This window comes from Glaciibacter superstes DSM 21135 (genome assembly GCF_000421145.1).
Lineage (GTDB): Bacteria > Actinomycetota > Actinomycetes > Actinomycetales > Microbacteriaceae > Cryobacterium > Cryobacterium superstes.
In genome coordinates this window covers 189,261-204,059 of record NZ_ATWH01000009.1, presented here as the reverse complement: position 1 = coordinate 204,059, position 14,799 = coordinate 189,261, and the positions used below count along the sequence as shown (strand labels likewise).

At 65.3% G+C, this 14,799-nt stretch carries 13 protein-coding genes; 11 read left to right on the top strand and 2 right to left on the bottom strand.

The window, feature by feature from the left end; all coding sequences use genetic code 11:
- Positions 1 to 44: 44 nt before the first annotated feature.
- Positions 45 to 1,226: an ROK family transcriptional regulator gene (locus tag K323_RS0114030; protein ID WP_026851660.1), complete on the top strand. Its 1,182-nt coding sequence runs from the start codon at positions 45 to 47 to the stop codon at positions 1,224 to 1,226.
- Positions 1,227 to 1,332: 106 nt separating this feature from the next.
- On the opposite strand, the gene K323_RS0114025 is transcribed toward K323_RS0114030, so the two are convergent.
- Positions 1,333 to 2,091 (bottom strand): SDR family oxidoreductase, encoded by a 759-nt coding sequence (locus K323_RS0114025; protein ID WP_022885913.1) that lies wholly within the window; start codon positions 2,089 to 2,091, stop codon positions 1,333 to 1,335.
- A gap of 102 nt (positions 2,092 to 2,193) precedes the next feature.
- Between K323_RS0114025 and K323_RS0114020 the strand changes: the two genes are divergently transcribed.
- Positions 2,194 to 3,030 (top strand): helix-turn-helix transcriptional regulator, encoded by an 837-nt coding sequence (locus tag K323_RS0114020; protein ID WP_022885912.1) that lies wholly within the window; start codon positions 2,194 to 2,196, stop codon positions 3,028 to 3,030.
- An 11-nt stretch (positions 3,031 to 3,041) separates the two neighbouring features.
- Here the strand turns inward: K323_RS0114020 and K323_RS0114015 are convergent, their stop codons facing one another.
- Positions 3,042 to 4,076, bottom strand: a complete 1,035-nt coding sequence (locus tag K323_RS0114015; protein ID WP_245570987.1) for a LacI family DNA-binding transcriptional regulator — start codon at positions 4,074 to 4,076, stop codon at positions 3,042 to 3,044.
- Positions 4,077 to 4,272: 196 nt separating this feature from the next.
- Here K323_RS0114015 and K323_RS0114010 point away from each other — a divergent pair, with 196 nt between their 5' ends.
- The 9 genes from K323_RS0114010 (at position 4,273) to K323_RS0113970 (ending at position 14,791) form a co-directional block, all read left to right on the top strand.
- Positions 4,273 to 5,562, top strand: a complete 1,290-nt coding sequence (locus K323_RS0114010; protein ID WP_022885910.1) for an extracellular solute-binding protein — start codon at positions 4,273 to 4,275, stop codon at positions 5,560 to 5,562.
- 9 nt (positions 5,563 to 5,571) lie between these two features.
- Entirely contained in the window at positions 5,572 to 6,597 is a 1,026-nt protein-coding gene (locus K323_RS0114005) for a carbohydrate ABC transporter permease (RefSeq protein WP_022885909.1), read from the top strand.
- Positions 6,597 to 7,484: a carbohydrate ABC transporter permease gene (locus K323_RS0114000; RefSeq protein ID WP_022885908.1), complete on the top strand. Its 888-nt coding sequence runs from the start codon at positions 6,597 to 6,599 to the stop codon at positions 7,482 to 7,484. The genes K323_RS0114005 and K323_RS0114000 overlap by 1 nt, the downstream gene beginning before the upstream one ends.
- 64 nt (positions 7,485 to 7,548) lie before the next feature.
- Positions 7,549 to 9,996: a beta-xylosidase/alpha-l-arabinosidase gene (locus K323_RS0113995; protein WP_211219864.1), complete on the top strand. Its 2,448-nt coding sequence runs from the start codon at positions 7,549 to 7,551 to the stop codon at positions 9,994 to 9,996.
- Positions 9,997 to 10,364: 368 nt separating this feature from the next.
- Complete coding sequence (locus K323_RS0113990; RefSeq protein WP_022885906.1) at positions 10,365 to 10,736, top strand: toxin-antitoxin system HicB family antitoxin; 372 nt, start codon at positions 10,365 to 10,367, stop codon at positions 10,734 to 10,736.
- Complete coding sequence (locus tag K323_RS0113985) at positions 10,733 to 11,176, top strand: type II toxin-antitoxin system VapC family toxin (protein WP_022885905.1); 444 nt, start codon at positions 10,733 to 10,735, stop codon at positions 11,174 to 11,176. The genes K323_RS0113990 and K323_RS0113985 overlap by 4 nt, the downstream gene beginning before the upstream one ends.
- 204 nt (positions 11,177 to 11,380) lie before the next feature.
- Positions 11,381 to 12,640, top strand: a complete 1,260-nt coding sequence (locus K323_RS0113980) for a multidrug effflux MFS transporter (RefSeq protein WP_051147368.1) — start codon at positions 11,381 to 11,383, stop codon at positions 12,638 to 12,640.
- A 28-nt stretch (positions 12,641 to 12,668) separates the two neighbouring features.
- The gene (locus tag K323_RS0113975) at positions 12,669 to 13,406 is read left to right on the top strand and encodes a phosphatase PAP2 family protein (protein ID WP_022885903.1); all 738 of its coding nucleotides are present in this window, start codon (positions 12,669 to 12,671) and stop codon (positions 13,404 to 13,406) included.
- Positions 13,403 to 14,791 carry an NAD(P)/FAD-dependent oxidoreductase gene (locus K323_RS0113970; RefSeq protein ID WP_022885902.1) on the top strand — a complete coding sequence of 463 codons (1,389 nt, stop codon included), beginning with the start codon at positions 13,403 to 13,405 and terminating at the stop codon, positions 14,789 to 14,791. The genes K323_RS0113975 and K323_RS0113970 overlap by 4 nt, the downstream gene beginning before the upstream one ends.
- The last annotated feature ends 8 nt before the right edge of the window (positions 14,792 to 14,799 follow it).

The window sequence follows — 14,799 nt, the reverse complement described above, 5'->3', positions numbered from 1 at the left end:
GCTGGAGAAGGCACGCGCGGAGAACTATGCGGGAGAAACGGGAGGTGAGCGTGCGAGGCAGCAACCACGACGATGTTCGCAGGCGCAATCTGTCAACAGTCCTCCGGCACGTGCATCGCATCGGTCCGTCCTCCCGCTCCCAGCTGACCCGCCTGACCGGCCTCAACCGCTCGACGATCGCGGCTCTCGTCGGAGAGCTCACCGACCTCGGCCTGGTCACCGAACTCGGCCCTGGTGCCACCAATCAGGTCGGCCGACCGAGTCCGATCGTGAGCGTGAGCGCCCGCGTCGCCGCGATCGCCGTGAACCCCGAGATCGATGCCGTCACCGTTGGTCTCGTCGGCCTGGACGGAAACGTGCACCGGCGCATCCGTCACGAGACCGAGAGCTCCCCGAGCGTGACAGAGGCGATCGACATCGCCGCAGACGTGATCGACGGGATGCGCGGCGATCTTGAATCCGGATACCGCGTTGTCGGCATCGGGGTTGCGGTGCCCGGGCTGGTGCGTGCGCACGATGGGCTGGTTCGGCACGCGCCGCACCTCGGCTGGGTCGACGAACCGCTCGCCGGGCTGCTTGAGCAGGCGACCGGCTACCCGGTGCAGGCGGCGAACGACGCCAGCCTAGGAGCTATGGCCGAGCGCTATTTCGGTGCAGGCAAGGGCATCACCGACCTGATCTACCTCAACGGCGGCGCGAGTGGAATCGGTGGCGGCATGATCGTCGGCGGCGTTGCCGCGGGCGGGGTGGCAGGCTATGCGGGCGAGTTCGGTCACACGCGGGTCAGCGGCAGTGAGCGAACGGATTCCGCCGGCATCCGCGGCACGCTCGAGGCCGAGGTCTCTCGCAAAGCCCTGCTCGAGGTGCTCGGGTTGGACAACGCGGACCCAGACGAACTTGAGCAGGCGCTGCTGGACTCCGATTCCGCAGAGGTGCGGGCCGAGGTCGAACGCCAACTCGATCACCTCGCGGTCGCGCTGGGTGGCGCCATCAACATCCTGAACCCGCAACTGGTTGTGCTCGGCGGCTACCTGGCCGCCCTGCACGCCGTTGACGCTGAACGACTGAGCGCTGCGGTCTCGGCGACCGCCCTTGGGGCACCCTTCGGCAGCGTGCGCGTGGCAGCGGCGGAACTCGGCTCGAACCTGCTGATGATCGGAGCGGCCGAGCTGGCCTTCGAGCAGTTGCTCGCCGACCCGGCCGGATTCGACACGGTCCGTTCGTAAGTGGGTCGACCTGCGTGAGGGGTCACAAAGTGCTCGTTCTGAAGCGTTTTGAGGGCATTTCGCGACCCCTCACGCGCCCGGTGCAGCCGGTCGGCCGCCGTCGTGTTCAGTGCGGGTCTGACCCGTTCAACACTGCGACCACCTGGTCGTAGTCTCCGCGTGCTTCGCCGAAACGCAGGAATCCGACGCGCTCCACCTGGATCTCGTTCGCACCAGGGTTGTTTTCGATCAAATACATGACTTCGTCCACGAACTCGTCCAACGGCATCGCAACCGGGCTCTCCTGCTGGCCTGGGAGCAACGCCGTGCGAACGGCCGGAGGCACGAGCTCGACGACCTTCACTGTGGTGTCGGCCAGTTGCAGGCGGATGCTCTCACTGAGCATGTGGATGGCGGCCTTCGTCGCGTTGTAAGTGGGTGTCACCGCGAGGGGGGCGAATGCGAGCCCTGACGAAACGGTGACGATCGTTGCGTCTGGCTGCCGTTGCAGGTGCTCGATGAGTTCACCGATCAGGCGGATGGGCCCGAGCAGATTTGTGGTGACGGTCGACTCGGCCTGTTCGAGGAAACCGCGGGCGGAATGCCAGTCCTCGATGCGCATGATGCCCGCCATAGCAATAAGCACGTTGAGGTGCGGGTGGGCGGCGATTACCTGCATTGTGGCAGAGCGGATGCTGTCAGCATCCGTCGTATCGATCTGCACCGTGTCGATGCCAGGGTGATCGGTCGCGATCTGGTGCAGCAGGTCGGTTCGGCGACCACCCACAATGACGGTGTTGCCCCTGGACTGCAACTGGATGGCGAGTGCTAGGCCGATGCCGCTGGTCGCTCCTGGGATGAAGATGGTGTTTCCGGTGATGTTCATGATCCGAGCATTCCGCGTGGCCCGGCCGGGCGGGAGAGGAGTGGTTATCGGGGGACCGCTGATCCCTGGAAGCGATCGGCCAGACGGTGGATGATAGTGAGCATGGACCGCGTGGCACTTGCCGACTTCCTCCGCCGCAGGAGAGAGGGAATGCTGCCGTCCGATGTCGGGCTCCCTTCCGGCGCACGTCGCAGGGCTCCTGGGCTTCGACGTGAAGAGGTTGCACAGCTGGCAGCGATGTCGGCGGACTACTACACACGCATGGAGCAGCAGCGCGGCCCACAGCCGAGCGAGCAGATCCTCGCCTCGCTGGCCCGAGCGTTGCGACTGACCAGCGATGAGCGCGATTACCTGTACCGGGTGGCCGGACAGAACACGCCAGATCGCGTGGCATCCACTCATATCTCGCCGTCGTTGCAGCGGGTACTTGACCGGCTCGACGACACTCCTGCGCTCGTTCTGTCCGCCCTGGGAGAGACACTCGTTCAGAACAGGTTCGCCGTCGCCCTGCTCGGCGATCGTTCTGGATACACAGGCCTCGACCGCAGCGAGATCTACCGCTGGTTCGCCTACCCGGAATCGGAGCGGGCGATGTATCCGGAGGATGACCGCAACCGTCAGAGTCGTGCGCTCGTGGCATCGCTTCGAGTCGCGTACGGAATCACGGGTTCGAGCTCACGCGCAGGTGAGCTCGTTGGCGCGCTGCAGAAGAGGAGCGCGGAGTTCGCCGCGATCTGGGAGCGACATGAGGTGGCAAAACGATTCGAGGACCACAAGACGTTGATCCACCCAGAGCTCGGTGCCATCGAACTCGACTGCCAGGTGCTGTTCACTGAGGACCAGTCGCAGAGTCTCCTTGTCCTGACCGCACCACCGCGTTCCGAAGGCGCCCAGAAGCTCGCCCTGCTCGGGGTGCTCGGAACCCAAACGCTGGTGTGAGGGCTATCGGGTCAGGACCCGAGAGGCACCGGACCCGTGCTCTCCCGCACCACAAGCTCGGCGGGAAGCAGCACCTGTTGCGGAACCTCATTGCCGCCCAGGAGGTCCACCAGCATGCGCAGGGCCTGTGCTCCGAGTTCGTGCAGTGGCTGGGCCATGGTCGTCAACTGCGGAGTGGAACGCGCGGCCTCTGGGACGTCGTCGAATCCGATGACGGACAGGTCTTGCGGCACGCGTAACCCGAGTTCGTGCGCCACCGCCAACACGCCGAGCGCCGACATGTCATTCGCGGCGAACACGGCGGTGGGCCGGTCCTGCCGGGTGAGCAGTTCCCGCGCGGCCTCCGCGGTCAGCGCGGCCTGGTACCCGCCGTCGCGGACGAGTGCGGGGTCGAACGCGATTCCGGCCTCCTCGAGTGACTCTCGGTAGCCGGTCTCTCGCAGCTGGGCGGAGGTGAGGTCGCTGCGTCCGCGGATATGCGCAATTCGGCGGTGGCCGAGTTCAATGAGATACCGGGTGGCGACCCGGGCGGCGTCGACGTTGTCAGAGTCGATTGCCGATGGGCCCGCCTGTCCGGTGTGCGGGTCTATCGCGACGACGGGAATCGAGGTGGTCGGAATGAGCACGGTCGGCGTGACGATGATGGCGCCGTCGATGAGCGTGCCGGCCAGGCGCGACAGGGACCGACGTTCCCAGCCGGGGCTGACTCCACCGGGCGCGAGAGCGGAGTAAGCGAGCAACTCGTAGCCGGTTCCCGTGGCGGCGGAGGAGATGCCCTTGAGCAGCTCGACAGAGAACGACTCGAATTCGGCGACGAGGATGCCGATGACATTGGTTTGCTGCCGACGCAGGCTGGCGGCCACCAATGAGGTCTCATAACCGAGTGCGGCGACGACTTCCATCACCCGCTTGAAGGTGGTGGGAGCGACGCCGTAGCGCCCGTTGACGACCTTCGACACCGTCGGCACAGAGACGCCGGCTTCGCGTGCGACGTCGGCGATCGTCACTCGCCCGAGGGAGAGAGAAGGAGTGCCGTCGGTGCCCACAGTGTTCACAGTACCGCGCAGCGCGGCTGAAGCAGTACCGAAACGCCGGAGTGGAGAACGTTGTCGAAATCGTTATCGAAAACGTTATCGATATCGATTGACAAGCCACCGGCATCCTGCGAGGCTCTGGGTGCGGCAGAGCGCTGCCGTGCGTCAACCCTGACAGTCAATGAATGACAACCAAGGAGTTTCCACAATGAAGAGGAAAAACCGAGTAGCGGGTATTCTCGCGCTCGCCGCGAGCACAGCGCTGCTCGTCTCGGGATGCGCCGGAGGCAGCGACAGCGGCTCTGGCGATGGGGTCACCATGACCTTCTGGCAGAACTCGACCACCGGTGAAGGCAAGGCTTACTGGGAGAAGACGGTCTCTGAATTCGAGGAGGCCAACCCTGGTGTCAAAATCAAGATGCAGTCCATCCAGAACGAGGACATGGACGGCAAGCTCCAGACCGCGCTGAATTCGGGTGACGCTCCGGACATCTTCATGGCACGCGGCGGCGGCAAGCTTGCAGATGTCGTCGCAGCCGGTCAGGCCATGGACATCACGGACTCCATCGATGACGCCACCAAGGCGGCAGTGCCAGAGGGTGTGCTCAGCGCATTCGAGGTCGACGGCAAGATCTACGGCATGCCGACCGCGGTGCTGCCAGGCGGAATCTTCTACAGCCAGGATCTCTTCACGGCTGCGGGCATCGATGCAGTGCCGACGACGATGGACGAGCTGAACGCTGCCGTCGACAAGCTCAAGGCCTCCGGTGTTGCGCCGATCGCCGTCGGTGCCAAGGACGCCTGGCCCGCCGCGCACTGGTACTACTTCTTCGCATCCCGCGAGTGCTCGCAGGACGCCATGAATGAGGCGGCCAAGTCCAAGACGTTCGATGACCCGTGCTGGCTGAAGGCGGGCGAGGACATGGAGGCCTTCGTGAAGACGGAGCCGTTCAACGAGGGCTTCCTCACCACGTCTGCGCAGCAGGGAGCAGGCAGTTCCGCCGGCCTCCTGGCGAACCACCAGGCGGCAATGGAGCTCATGGGTGCCTGGGACCCGGGCGTGATCGCTTCCCTCACCCCCGATGAGAAGCCGCTGGCCGACCTCGGCTGGTTCCCGTTCCCCGAGATCGATGGCGGCGGAACCCCCGGCGCGATGATGGGTGGCGTTGACGGTTTCACGTGCTCGGCCCAGGCGCCAGAGAAGGAGTGCACCGACTTCCTGAACTTCTTCATGCAGAAGGAGCAGCAGGAGGGGTACGCCAACGCGTTCCATACGCTCCCGGCCAACCAGGATGCCCAGTCGGTCGTGACTGAGCCTGCCCTGAAGTCCATCCTCGAGGCCTATAACGAGGCGCCGTACGTAACGGTCTGGCTCGACACCCTGTTCGGACAGAACGTCGGCAACGCGCTGAACACCAGCGTCGTCGACATGCTTGCAGGCAAGGGCACCGCGGCAGATATCGTCTCCGGTGTGAACGACGCTGCGGCCAAGGGATAACTGCCGATCATGAGTGAGCCCCAAGGCGCAACGTCGCTGGCCGATCAGCGGCCGCCGCAGGGCACGCAGAAGGCTGGGGATGGCGCACGTCGTGCGCCGTCCCCGGCCGGACCGCGCCCCGGTCGGCGGAAGGCAGATTGGCGTAAGCGACTGGAGATCACGGTCCTGTCCGGGCCGGCGATCGTCGTTTTTGTCGGCTTTGTGATCTTCCCCGTGATTCTGGCCGGATATTACGGCTTCTTCCGGTGGAAGGGCTACGGGCCGGCAACCGACTTCGTCGGTCTCGGCAACTACCTGATCATCTTCACGGACAGCGCGTTCCACGAGGTGCTGGCGCACAACGGCATCATTCTGGTGCTGTCGCTGGTCATCCAGGGGCCGATCGCGATCATCCTCGCGCTTCTGCTCAACCAGAAGATCAGGGGTCGCTCCGTCATCCGTGTTCTGATCTTCGTTCCGTACATCATCTCCGAGGTGATCGTCGGCATCGGGTGGGGCCTGATGCTTCAGACCTCCGGCGCGGTCAACGACCTGCTTCAGAGCGTCGGCCTTGGCGCGCTCAGGGCCGATTGGCTCTCCGACCCGAATATCGCCATCTGGTCGTTGATGATCATCATCTCCTGGAAGTACATCGGCTTCGCCGTCATCCTGTTCCTTGCCGGGCTGCAGAGCATCCCAGACGAACTCTTCGAAGCGGCGGCGATCGACGGCGCGAGCTACTGGCAGATCCAGCGGAGCATCACGCTGCCGCTGCTCGGCCCGACCCTGCGCATCTGGGCGTTCTTATCGATCATCGGCTCACTGCAGTTGTTCGATCTGGTCTTCATCATCTGGGGCCAATACGTTGCCTCAACGGCGGGAACATCGACCATGGCGACGTACATGGTTGCAAACGGCCGTACCTCAGGCAACTTCGGTTACGGCAGCGCCGTTGCCGTCGTGATGTTCTTGATCTCCCTCGTCATCGCCTTGACCTACCAGCGCTTCGTGTTGCGACGCGACACGGCCGGCGCGCTCACAGAGAGGCGGAAGTGATGTCAGTCATGACAACGGAGACGACACCACTCGACATGACACCCCGCGAGGCGAGGCGTACTCGAGGACGCGAGCCGTGGGGCAGCCCGGCGACGTACTTCATCGCGTTCCTGTTCATCGCCCTGTGCCTCGGGCCGGTCTTGTACATCGTGATCGGTGGCTTCCGCGACAACTCGCAAATCACGTCGTCCCCCGCCGGATTCCCGACCCCGTGGCGCTTCGACAACTACCTCGACGTGCTGACGAGTTCAATATTCTGGCAGCAGATCGGCAACTCGACGATCGTTGGCGTCACCACCACGATCGGCGTTGTGGTGCTGGGCGTGATGGTCAGCTTCGTCCTCGCGCGCTACCACTTCCACGGACGTGCCGCGATGTACTCGCTGTTCGCGGCCGGGCTCATGTTCCCGATGACCGTTGCGATCACGCCGCTCTACATCCTGGTCAAGGACCTCGGTCTGATGAACAGCCTGGCCGGTGTGATCTTGCCGCAGATCGGATTCGGCCTGCCGGTCACCGTCATCATCCTGGTGCCGTTCCTCAAAGCGATCCCAGATGAGATCGAGGAGGCAGCGTCGATCGACGGGGCGAGCCGGCTCGGATTCTTCTTCCGCATGGTCGTGCCGCTGTCGCTTCCCGGAGTGGTGACCACCGGCATCCTCGCGTTCGTCGCCAGCTGGAACAGCTATCTGCTGCCACTGTTCATCCTGAGTGACCAGACGATGTATACCCTGCCGCTCGGCGTGCAGGCGTTCGCGTCGCAGTACTCGGTTGACACGGCGAAGGTGCTCGCGTTCACCTCCCTTTCCATGATCCCGGCGCTGATCTTCTTCACGCTGTTCGAGCGCCGCATCGTCGGCGGACTGACCGGTGCCGTCAAGGGCTGACCTGCCGCTGCCCCTGTTCCTCCAGAAAGAAAGTGATGAATCCGTGACCGAAGCCGTCCCGGCGATGCCGGAGGTCTCGGAGCGCGTGCGCGCGCTCCACTCCCGCATGAGCCTCGAGGAGAAGCTTGCCCAGATCGTGGGGTACTGGCTCGATCAGAACGGCGTCGTGGCGCCGATGCAGGGAGAGATGGCCGCGGGTCAGAAGCCCTCAGGCGACCTTGCCGATGTGACGCGCCATGGCATCGGACAGTACACCCGTGTTTACGGCACGCGACCCGTCGATCCGGTGGACCGGGCCGCGTGGCTGTGGAACGAGCAGCGGCGACTCAAGCGGGAGACCCGGCTGGGCATCCCGGCACTCGTGCACGAGGAATGTCTGACCGGGCTCGCCGCATGGAAGGCCGCCACCTTCCCCACACCGCTGGCGTGGGGTGCCTCGTTCGACCCAGAGCTGGTCGAGGAGATGGCCGGCGTGATCGGCGAGTCCATGAAGCAGCTCGGCATCCACCAGGGGCTCGCTCCCGTACTCGATGTTGTTCGCGACCCTCGCTGGGGACGGGTGGACGAGTGCATCGGTGAGGACCCGTATCTCGTCGGTACCGTCGGCACCGCGTATGTTCGGGGGCTCCAGAGTGCCGGCGTGCACGCCACGTTGAAGCACTTCCTCGGCTACTCCGCATCGCGGGCCGGACGCAACCACGCGCCGGTGCAGGCCGGCCCGCGTGAGATAGCGGATGTCTTCCTGCCGCCATTCGAGATGGCGATCCTTGACGGAGGCGCGAAATCGGTGATGAACTCATACACGGATGTCGACGGCATCCCGATGGCGGCCAACTCCGACTATTTCACCGGGTTGCTTCGCGAGAAGCTCGGATTCGACGGTGTGGTGGTCGCAGACTACTTCGCCGTGGCCTTCCTCGAGGTGATGCACGCCGTTGCTGCCGACCGCGGCGAGGCGGCGGCGCTGGCGCTCGAGGCCGGAATCGACATCGAACTGCCGACCGGCGACGCCTACTTGCAGCCCCTTGCCGATCGCATCCGTTCCGGAGCCTTCGATGAGGCCTACGTCGACCGCGCGGTCCTGCGCGCGCTTGCCCAGAAGGAGGAGCTGGGACTTCTCGATGACGACGCCTTCGAGGGCGAGCCGCCGACGAACATCGACCTCGACTCTCCGCGCCACCGTGAGCTGGCCAGGCGCCTCGCCGAAGAATCGGTCATCCTGTTGTCGAACGACGGCGTGCTGCCGCTTGATCGGCACAAAACCGGGCTCTCGAAGGTCGCTGTGATCGGTCCAAACGCCCATCGTGCCGAGGCGCTCCAGGGCTGCTACTCGTTCGCGAACCACGTGCTCGCAAGCTACCCTGACCTCCCTCTCGGCTTCGAGATCCCGACGGTGTTCGAGGCGCTCCCCGGTGCGTTCGGGTCTGCCGGTCTCACTGCTGCGGGTCTCACTGCACCGGAATTCATCCATGCCGAAGGCTGCGCCGTCTCCGACGACGACACCTCCGGTTTTGCGGCGGCCGTGGCGGCCGCGACATCCGCCGACGTGGCCATCGTTGTCGTCGGTGACCAGGCCGGCCTCTTCGGCCGCGGCAGTGTCGGGGAAGGAAACGACTCCGAATCGCTCGAGCTGCCCGGTGTGCAGCGCGCACTCGTTGAGGCGGTCGTTGCTACCGGCACGCCGGTCGTCATGGTGCTCCTGACCGGAAGGCCCTATGCGATCGGATGGGCACTCGACGGCGCAGCAACGGCCCCAGCAGCCGTGCTGCAGGCCTTCTTCCCTGGTGAGGGGGGCGGTCTCGCGATCGCCGACATCATCACCGGTCGGGTGAATCCGTCTGGACGCCTGCCCGTTTCGATGCCGCGGTCGGCCGGAGCGCAGCCGTATTCGTACCTGCACCCGATTCTGGGCGGTCCATCCGATGTCACGTCTGCGGACTCGACGCCGCTCCTTCCGTTCGGCTTCGGCTTGTCGTACACCTCTTTCGACTACTCGGACCTGGTCGTGGATGAGTCCGTGCCGGCCGACGGCACGTTCACCGCGACGGTGACGGTGACGAACACGGGCGCGGTCCGCGGGGCGGACACCGTGCAGCTCTATGGGCATGATGTGCAAGGCACTGTCAGCAGGCCCGTTGCACAACTGCTCGGCTACTCACGCGTCGAACTCGACCCGGGTGAATCCACCCGCCTGACGTTCTCTGTTCCGACGAGCCGATTCGCGTTCAGCGATCGTCGTATGGTCAAGGTCATCGAGCCGGGCGACGTCGAGGTGTGGGTGGCGTCGCACGTTGGGGTATCCAGCGGATCGCGGGCGGGGGAGGTCACGAACGGGGCGATCGTCAGCGTCAAGCAGGCGCATGAGAAGGAGGCGCCGGCCGGCCGGCCATCTGGTGTGAGCACCGTCAGAGCGACGCTCGCGATCACTGGCGACGTCCATGACGTCACGACAGCGGATGCTCGCACGGTGACCGTTCGTCAGAACGCACTCGCGTCGTCGGTTGCGGTCTGAGGGATCACGGATGCCGGAGCGCAGCATCCGTATTTCGACTCGACTCGACTCGTTATCGTTCGAGCACGAACCCGTGGTTTCGTGCTGGAATGCTTCGCCGAGTCAGGGTGAGGCCAGCGCGACTCGCGCCGCTGCAGCCTCCCACAGACGCCGCTGCTTCACGAGGAACGCTCGGTCTTGCTTGCTTTTCATAGAAGGATGCTGGGCGTCTGTTCGGGACTCCGGCCAAGTTGTGGGTTCGGACGCAGTCGAGCACCCGTTCGCGCTGACGGTGCGGGCTTCGGCTCCGGTCCGCCGTGGTAACGGATCGCTGTGCATGCCCGCTCACGTTTCTGATAGCAATCGATACGGATGATATCATTGTCGGTATGAAGCAATTGCTGGTTCGAGTGCCTGAAGAGGTTCACGCGCGCCTCACTGAGCAGGCGAAACGCGCTGGAGTGTCGGTCAACTCGTGGGTCAACCAGCTGTTTGAGCTCGGACTCGATCCTGCCAACGTCACCCGTCGGCAGCGACTGATTCTGCGGCTCATGGAGACAGGCGTCGTTGGGCTGGCGTCTGCCCGAACGCCCAGTGGCGCACGTGAAGTGCCGGAGGGCGCGACGCGGAGTAGTGCGGCCCCGAAGAACGCGGCAGAACGCGACGCGCTGCTCGCGAAAGCGCGTGCCGGATTCACGGCGGCAGGCGGCGTTCCGGATGCAGTGCTTGACGATGCCCTCGGTCGAAACCGCTCCTGGTGATCGTGTACGCCGATTCCTCGGTCATTGTGCGCTCGGTGATACCCGCCGAGTCGGGCAGCGACCAGGCCGCATCTGTGCTGGCAGACGGCGACACGCTTGTCATCTCCTCAACCATCGCCCGCCTTGAGTGCACGAGCGCCGTGGTGCGCGCAGCCAGGCACCTGCGTATCGACCCGGCAACGGCGCTGGCTGCGATTGATGCGCTCTTCAACCCCGAGACGGGACTGGTGATCCTCGTTGATCTCGAGCAGGCGGAAGCCGAGCTGCAGGCCATCGACATCGCCCGGGAACACGGCTTGCGGGCGATGGATGCCTGGCACGTTGCGTGCGCGGAACTCTGCTTTCGCGAACTCGCGGAGCCGAACGAAGCCCTTGGCTTCGCCACCCGGGACGACGAGCAGGCCGAGGTCGCCAGAAGCCGAGGCTGGCAGATTCTTTAGCACGGTATTCACGGCGAAGTACTTCTGGCGCGCACCTCTTTCGCGCAGCATCCGTTGCCTGTAGGGTGTTAATCGGCCGGAATCGAATCGATTCGATGAGGAATAAGACGCGACGTGGCCGGCTTGTTCTCAGAGCTGCTTTCGCCCTTTGCCCGTTCAATCTCAAGGACCCCGTTGACGTACACCGGCTCCATCCCCGCCATTCTGCCCGGCTCGCCAGCAGGCCCGTCGAGCGGCCGGCCACACCCGGGCGACGCCCTGTCGCGTCGCCAGCGTCTGGTCTACATCCTGGTGCTCGGCGCGCTCACCGCGCTCGGCCCGTTCACGATCGACCTCTACCTGCCGGCGTTCCCGATACTTGAGGCAGAATTCGGCGTTCCCGCTGCGGCCATCCAACTGACGCTCACCGGAACCATGATCGGTTTCGGTGTCGGCCAGCTCGTCGTCGGACCGTGGAGCGACAAGGTGGGCCGTCGCCTGCCGCTCATGCTCGCGACCGGCTTCCACGTGCTTGCCTGCGTTGGCGCCGCGCTCTCTGAAGACATCTTCTGGCTCGGTGCGTTCCGGGTGCTCCAGGGCTTCGGCGCTGCCGCGGGCGGAGTCGTCGCAATGGCGATGGTGCGTGACCTGTTCGGTGGCAAGCCACTCGTCAAGATGCTCTCCCGCCTGGCCCTGATCAGCGGGCTGGCACCGGTGCTGGCGCCGGTGATCGGCTCGCAAATGCTCTTGGTGACCGACTGGCGCGGCATCTTCTGGGCGCTCGCGGCGTACGGCGCGCTGGTCATCGTCGCCGTCGCGGTCTTGGTTGTGGAAACTCTCCCAGAGGGCAAGAGGCACTTCTCCGGGCACAACTCTCTCGGCCAGCGCTACCGCGCGGTGCTCACCGATCGCGTTTTCGTTGGAGTGGCCGTGATCGGTGCCATGACCTTCACCGGGCTGTTCTCCTACCTTTCAGCATCCTCATTCCTCTTTCAGCAGGTCTTCTCGTTCAACCCGCAGGAGTACGGGCTGCTCTTCGCGGTGAACTCGCTCGGCATCGTGGTCGGGGTGCAGGTGAGCTCGCGTCTGATGCACCGCCACAACGTGGGTCCGCAGTGGATCCTCGCCGTCACGACCATCGCCATGGCCGCCATGGCACTCGCCATCGTGCTGCTGGATGTCGCGGGCGCCGGCCTCTGGGGAACCCTCATCCCGCTCTGGTTCTTCATCGCGGCGTGCGGCTTCAGCTTCCCGTGCGTGCAGGTGCTCGCGCTGAATGCGCACGGTCACGAGGCCGGGACGGCAGCATCACTGCTCGGTGCCGCGAACTTCGGCGTCGCCGGGCTGATCTCGCCCATCGTCGGCGTGCTCGGTGTCAGCACGGCCGCGCCGATGGGGGCCGTGATGGCGTGCACCTCGGTCATCTCGATCGCGGCGCTGTGGTTCGTGGTGCGTCCGCGCCGCGTGCCGGCACTCGCGCACTAACGCCGCCCGCGCCCTCTAGCATGGGCAGATGAGCTCGAACGGGTCATCGAACGGGGCGACGGATGCCGCAGCAACGACGTCCGCGAGACGCGTCTCGCGGCGCTGGCCGCTGTTCAGCGGCATTGCTGCCCTCGTGCTCGCCGTCGGCCTCGGCGCGCTGGTGGCACTTCGCCATGGTGTGCTGGAGATCGACGAGGAATGGATGCATGACCTCCTCGAGGAGCGGTCGATCTGGCTGGACGTCCCCGCGCTCGCCATGAATTACCTCGGCGGCGGCATCCTCGCGATTGTGGTCGTTCCCATCATTATCCTGATTGTTCTCCTGGTGCTGAAGCGACCGTGGGCGGCCCTCTTCTATGCCGCCGGAACCCTCGCCACGACGGGCGTCGTGCAACTACTGAAGTCGCTCTTCGGGCGTGCGAGGCCGGAAGACATCCTGGTCACGTCTGATTTCGGATCGTTCCCCTCCGGGCATGTGGCCAACGCTGCAGTGATGGCCGCCACGCTGGCGATCATCTTCCCGCGCCTGTGGGTGTGGCTTGCCGGCGCCGCGTACACCGTCGTGATGATGCTCAGCCGCACCTACCTCGGCGCGCACTGGCTGACCGACACGATCGGCGGCCTGCTCATCGGGGCGGGCGTGGCCACGGTGATCTGGGCACCGTTGGCTGCAAAACTCAGTGGTGAACGACAACGGGCGATAGACGCGAGAGCGGCCAGGCGTGCCGGCCCAGCCAGGTCGGAGAAACCGAGCGGCAACCCGTGATCAACGGCGACGTCTCCTTCTGGTGGAATCAGCTCGGTCGCCCATCCGTCCGCTCAGCGTTGCCTGGTTCGACGCACGCCGACGTCTGCATCGTCGGCGCCGGCTACACCGGCCTGTGGACCGCCTACTACCTCAAGCGAGCCGCCCCACAGCTGCGCATCGTTGTGCTCGAGCAGCGCTTCGCCGGCTTCGGCGCTTCCGGACGCAACGGCGGTTGGCTCACCAACTCCATCACGGGCGGTCGCGAGCAGTACGTGGGTGCCAACGGCGCCCAGACTGATAAACGCGGCGTAGCCGCCCGCTTCCAGGCCGCCATGAACGACACCGTTGACGAGGTCATCCGGGTCGCCGCGCGTGAGGGCATCGACGCCGACATCATCAAGGGTGGCGAATTCACCGTCGCCCGAAACGCCGCCCAGTTGTCGCGCCTCCAGGCGGCAGCACGAGCCGAACAGCAGTGGGACGAAACGGATGTTGAACTCCTGTCGGCAGCACAGGCAACGTCCCGCATCAACGTGGCCGGCACCCTCGGGGCCATGTGGCATCCGCACTGCGCCCGCATCCAGCCGGCCAAACTCGCGTCTGGGCTGGCCCGGGTCGTTGAAGCCCTGGGTGTCGAAATCTTCGAGAACACCCGGGTCAGCGAGATCCTGCCGAACCGCGCTGTGACGCCGAACGGCACAGTTGAAGCCGAGTACATCGTGCGCGCCACCGAGGGGTTCACCGCTGGCCTGACCGGCCTCGAACGCACCTGGCTGCCGATGAACTCGTCGCTGATTGCGACCGAACCGCTCGGTGCCGAGGTCTGGGAGAACATCGGCTGGAACAAACGTGAGACCCTCGGCGACATGGCCCACGCCTACATGTACGCGCAACGCACGGCCGACGACCGCATCGCGATCGGCGGCCGCGGTGTTCCATACCGGTTCGGTTCGAGAACGGATGCCGACGGCCGCACCCCGGAACGTACGGCAGAACTCCTCGGCGACATCCTGCACCGATTCTTTCCGGCCACGATTGGTGCCTCGATCGAGCACGTCTGGTCAGGTGTGCTGGGGGTTCCGCGAGACTGGGCTGCGACGGTCGGGCTTGACCCGGTGACCGGGCTGGCGTGGGCCGGCGGGTATGTCGGAACCGGCGTGGCGACGACGAACCTGGCCGGTCGCACCCTCACCGACCTGATTCTCGGGGTGGAGAGTGCCCTGACCGATCTGCCGTGGGTGAACCATCGAGTGCGGGGCTGGGAACCGGAGCCGCTGCGCTGGCTGGCCGTCACGGCGCTGTATCAGGCCTACACGCGGGCCGATCACGCCGAGGCCACCCGGCGCAGCACAACATCCCCGCTGGCCCGGGTCGCCGACGTTGTATCGGGGCGCAGTCACTGAGAATTCGC

Excerpts from the sequence above, each read along its gene's own strand:
- K323_RS0114025 (WP_022885913.1), bottom strand. The coding sequence starts at position 2,091 with ATGAACATCACCGGAAACACCATCTTCATCCCAGGAGCGACCAGCGGC.
- K323_RS0114020 (WP_022885912.1), top strand. The coding sequence starts at position 2,194 with ATGGACCGCGTGGCACTTGCCGACTTCCTCCGCCGCAGGAGAGAGGGA.
- K323_RS0114010 (WP_022885910.1), top strand. The coding sequence starts at position 4,273 with ATGAAGAGGAAAAACCGAGTAGCGGGTATTCTCGCGCTCGCCGCGAGC.
- K323_RS0114005 (WP_022885909.1), top strand. The coding sequence starts at position 5,572 with ATGAGTGAGCCCCAAGGCGCAACGTCGCTGGCCGATCAGCGGCCGCCG.
- K323_RS0114000 (WP_022885908.1), top strand. The coding sequence starts at position 6,597 with ATGTCAGTCATGACAACGGAGACGACACCACTCGACATGACACCCCGC.
- K323_RS0113995 (WP_211219864.1), top strand. The coding sequence starts at position 7,549 with ATGCCGGAGGTCTCGGAGCGCGTGCGCGCGCTCCACTCCCGCATGAGC.
- K323_RS0113990 (WP_022885906.1), top strand. The coding sequence starts at position 10,365 with ATGAAGCAATTGCTGGTTCGAGTGCCTGAAGAGGTTCACGCGCGCCTC.
- K323_RS0113975 (WP_022885903.1), top strand. The coding sequence starts at position 12,669 with ATGAGCTCGAACGGGTCATCGAACGGGGCGACGGATGCCGCAGCAACG.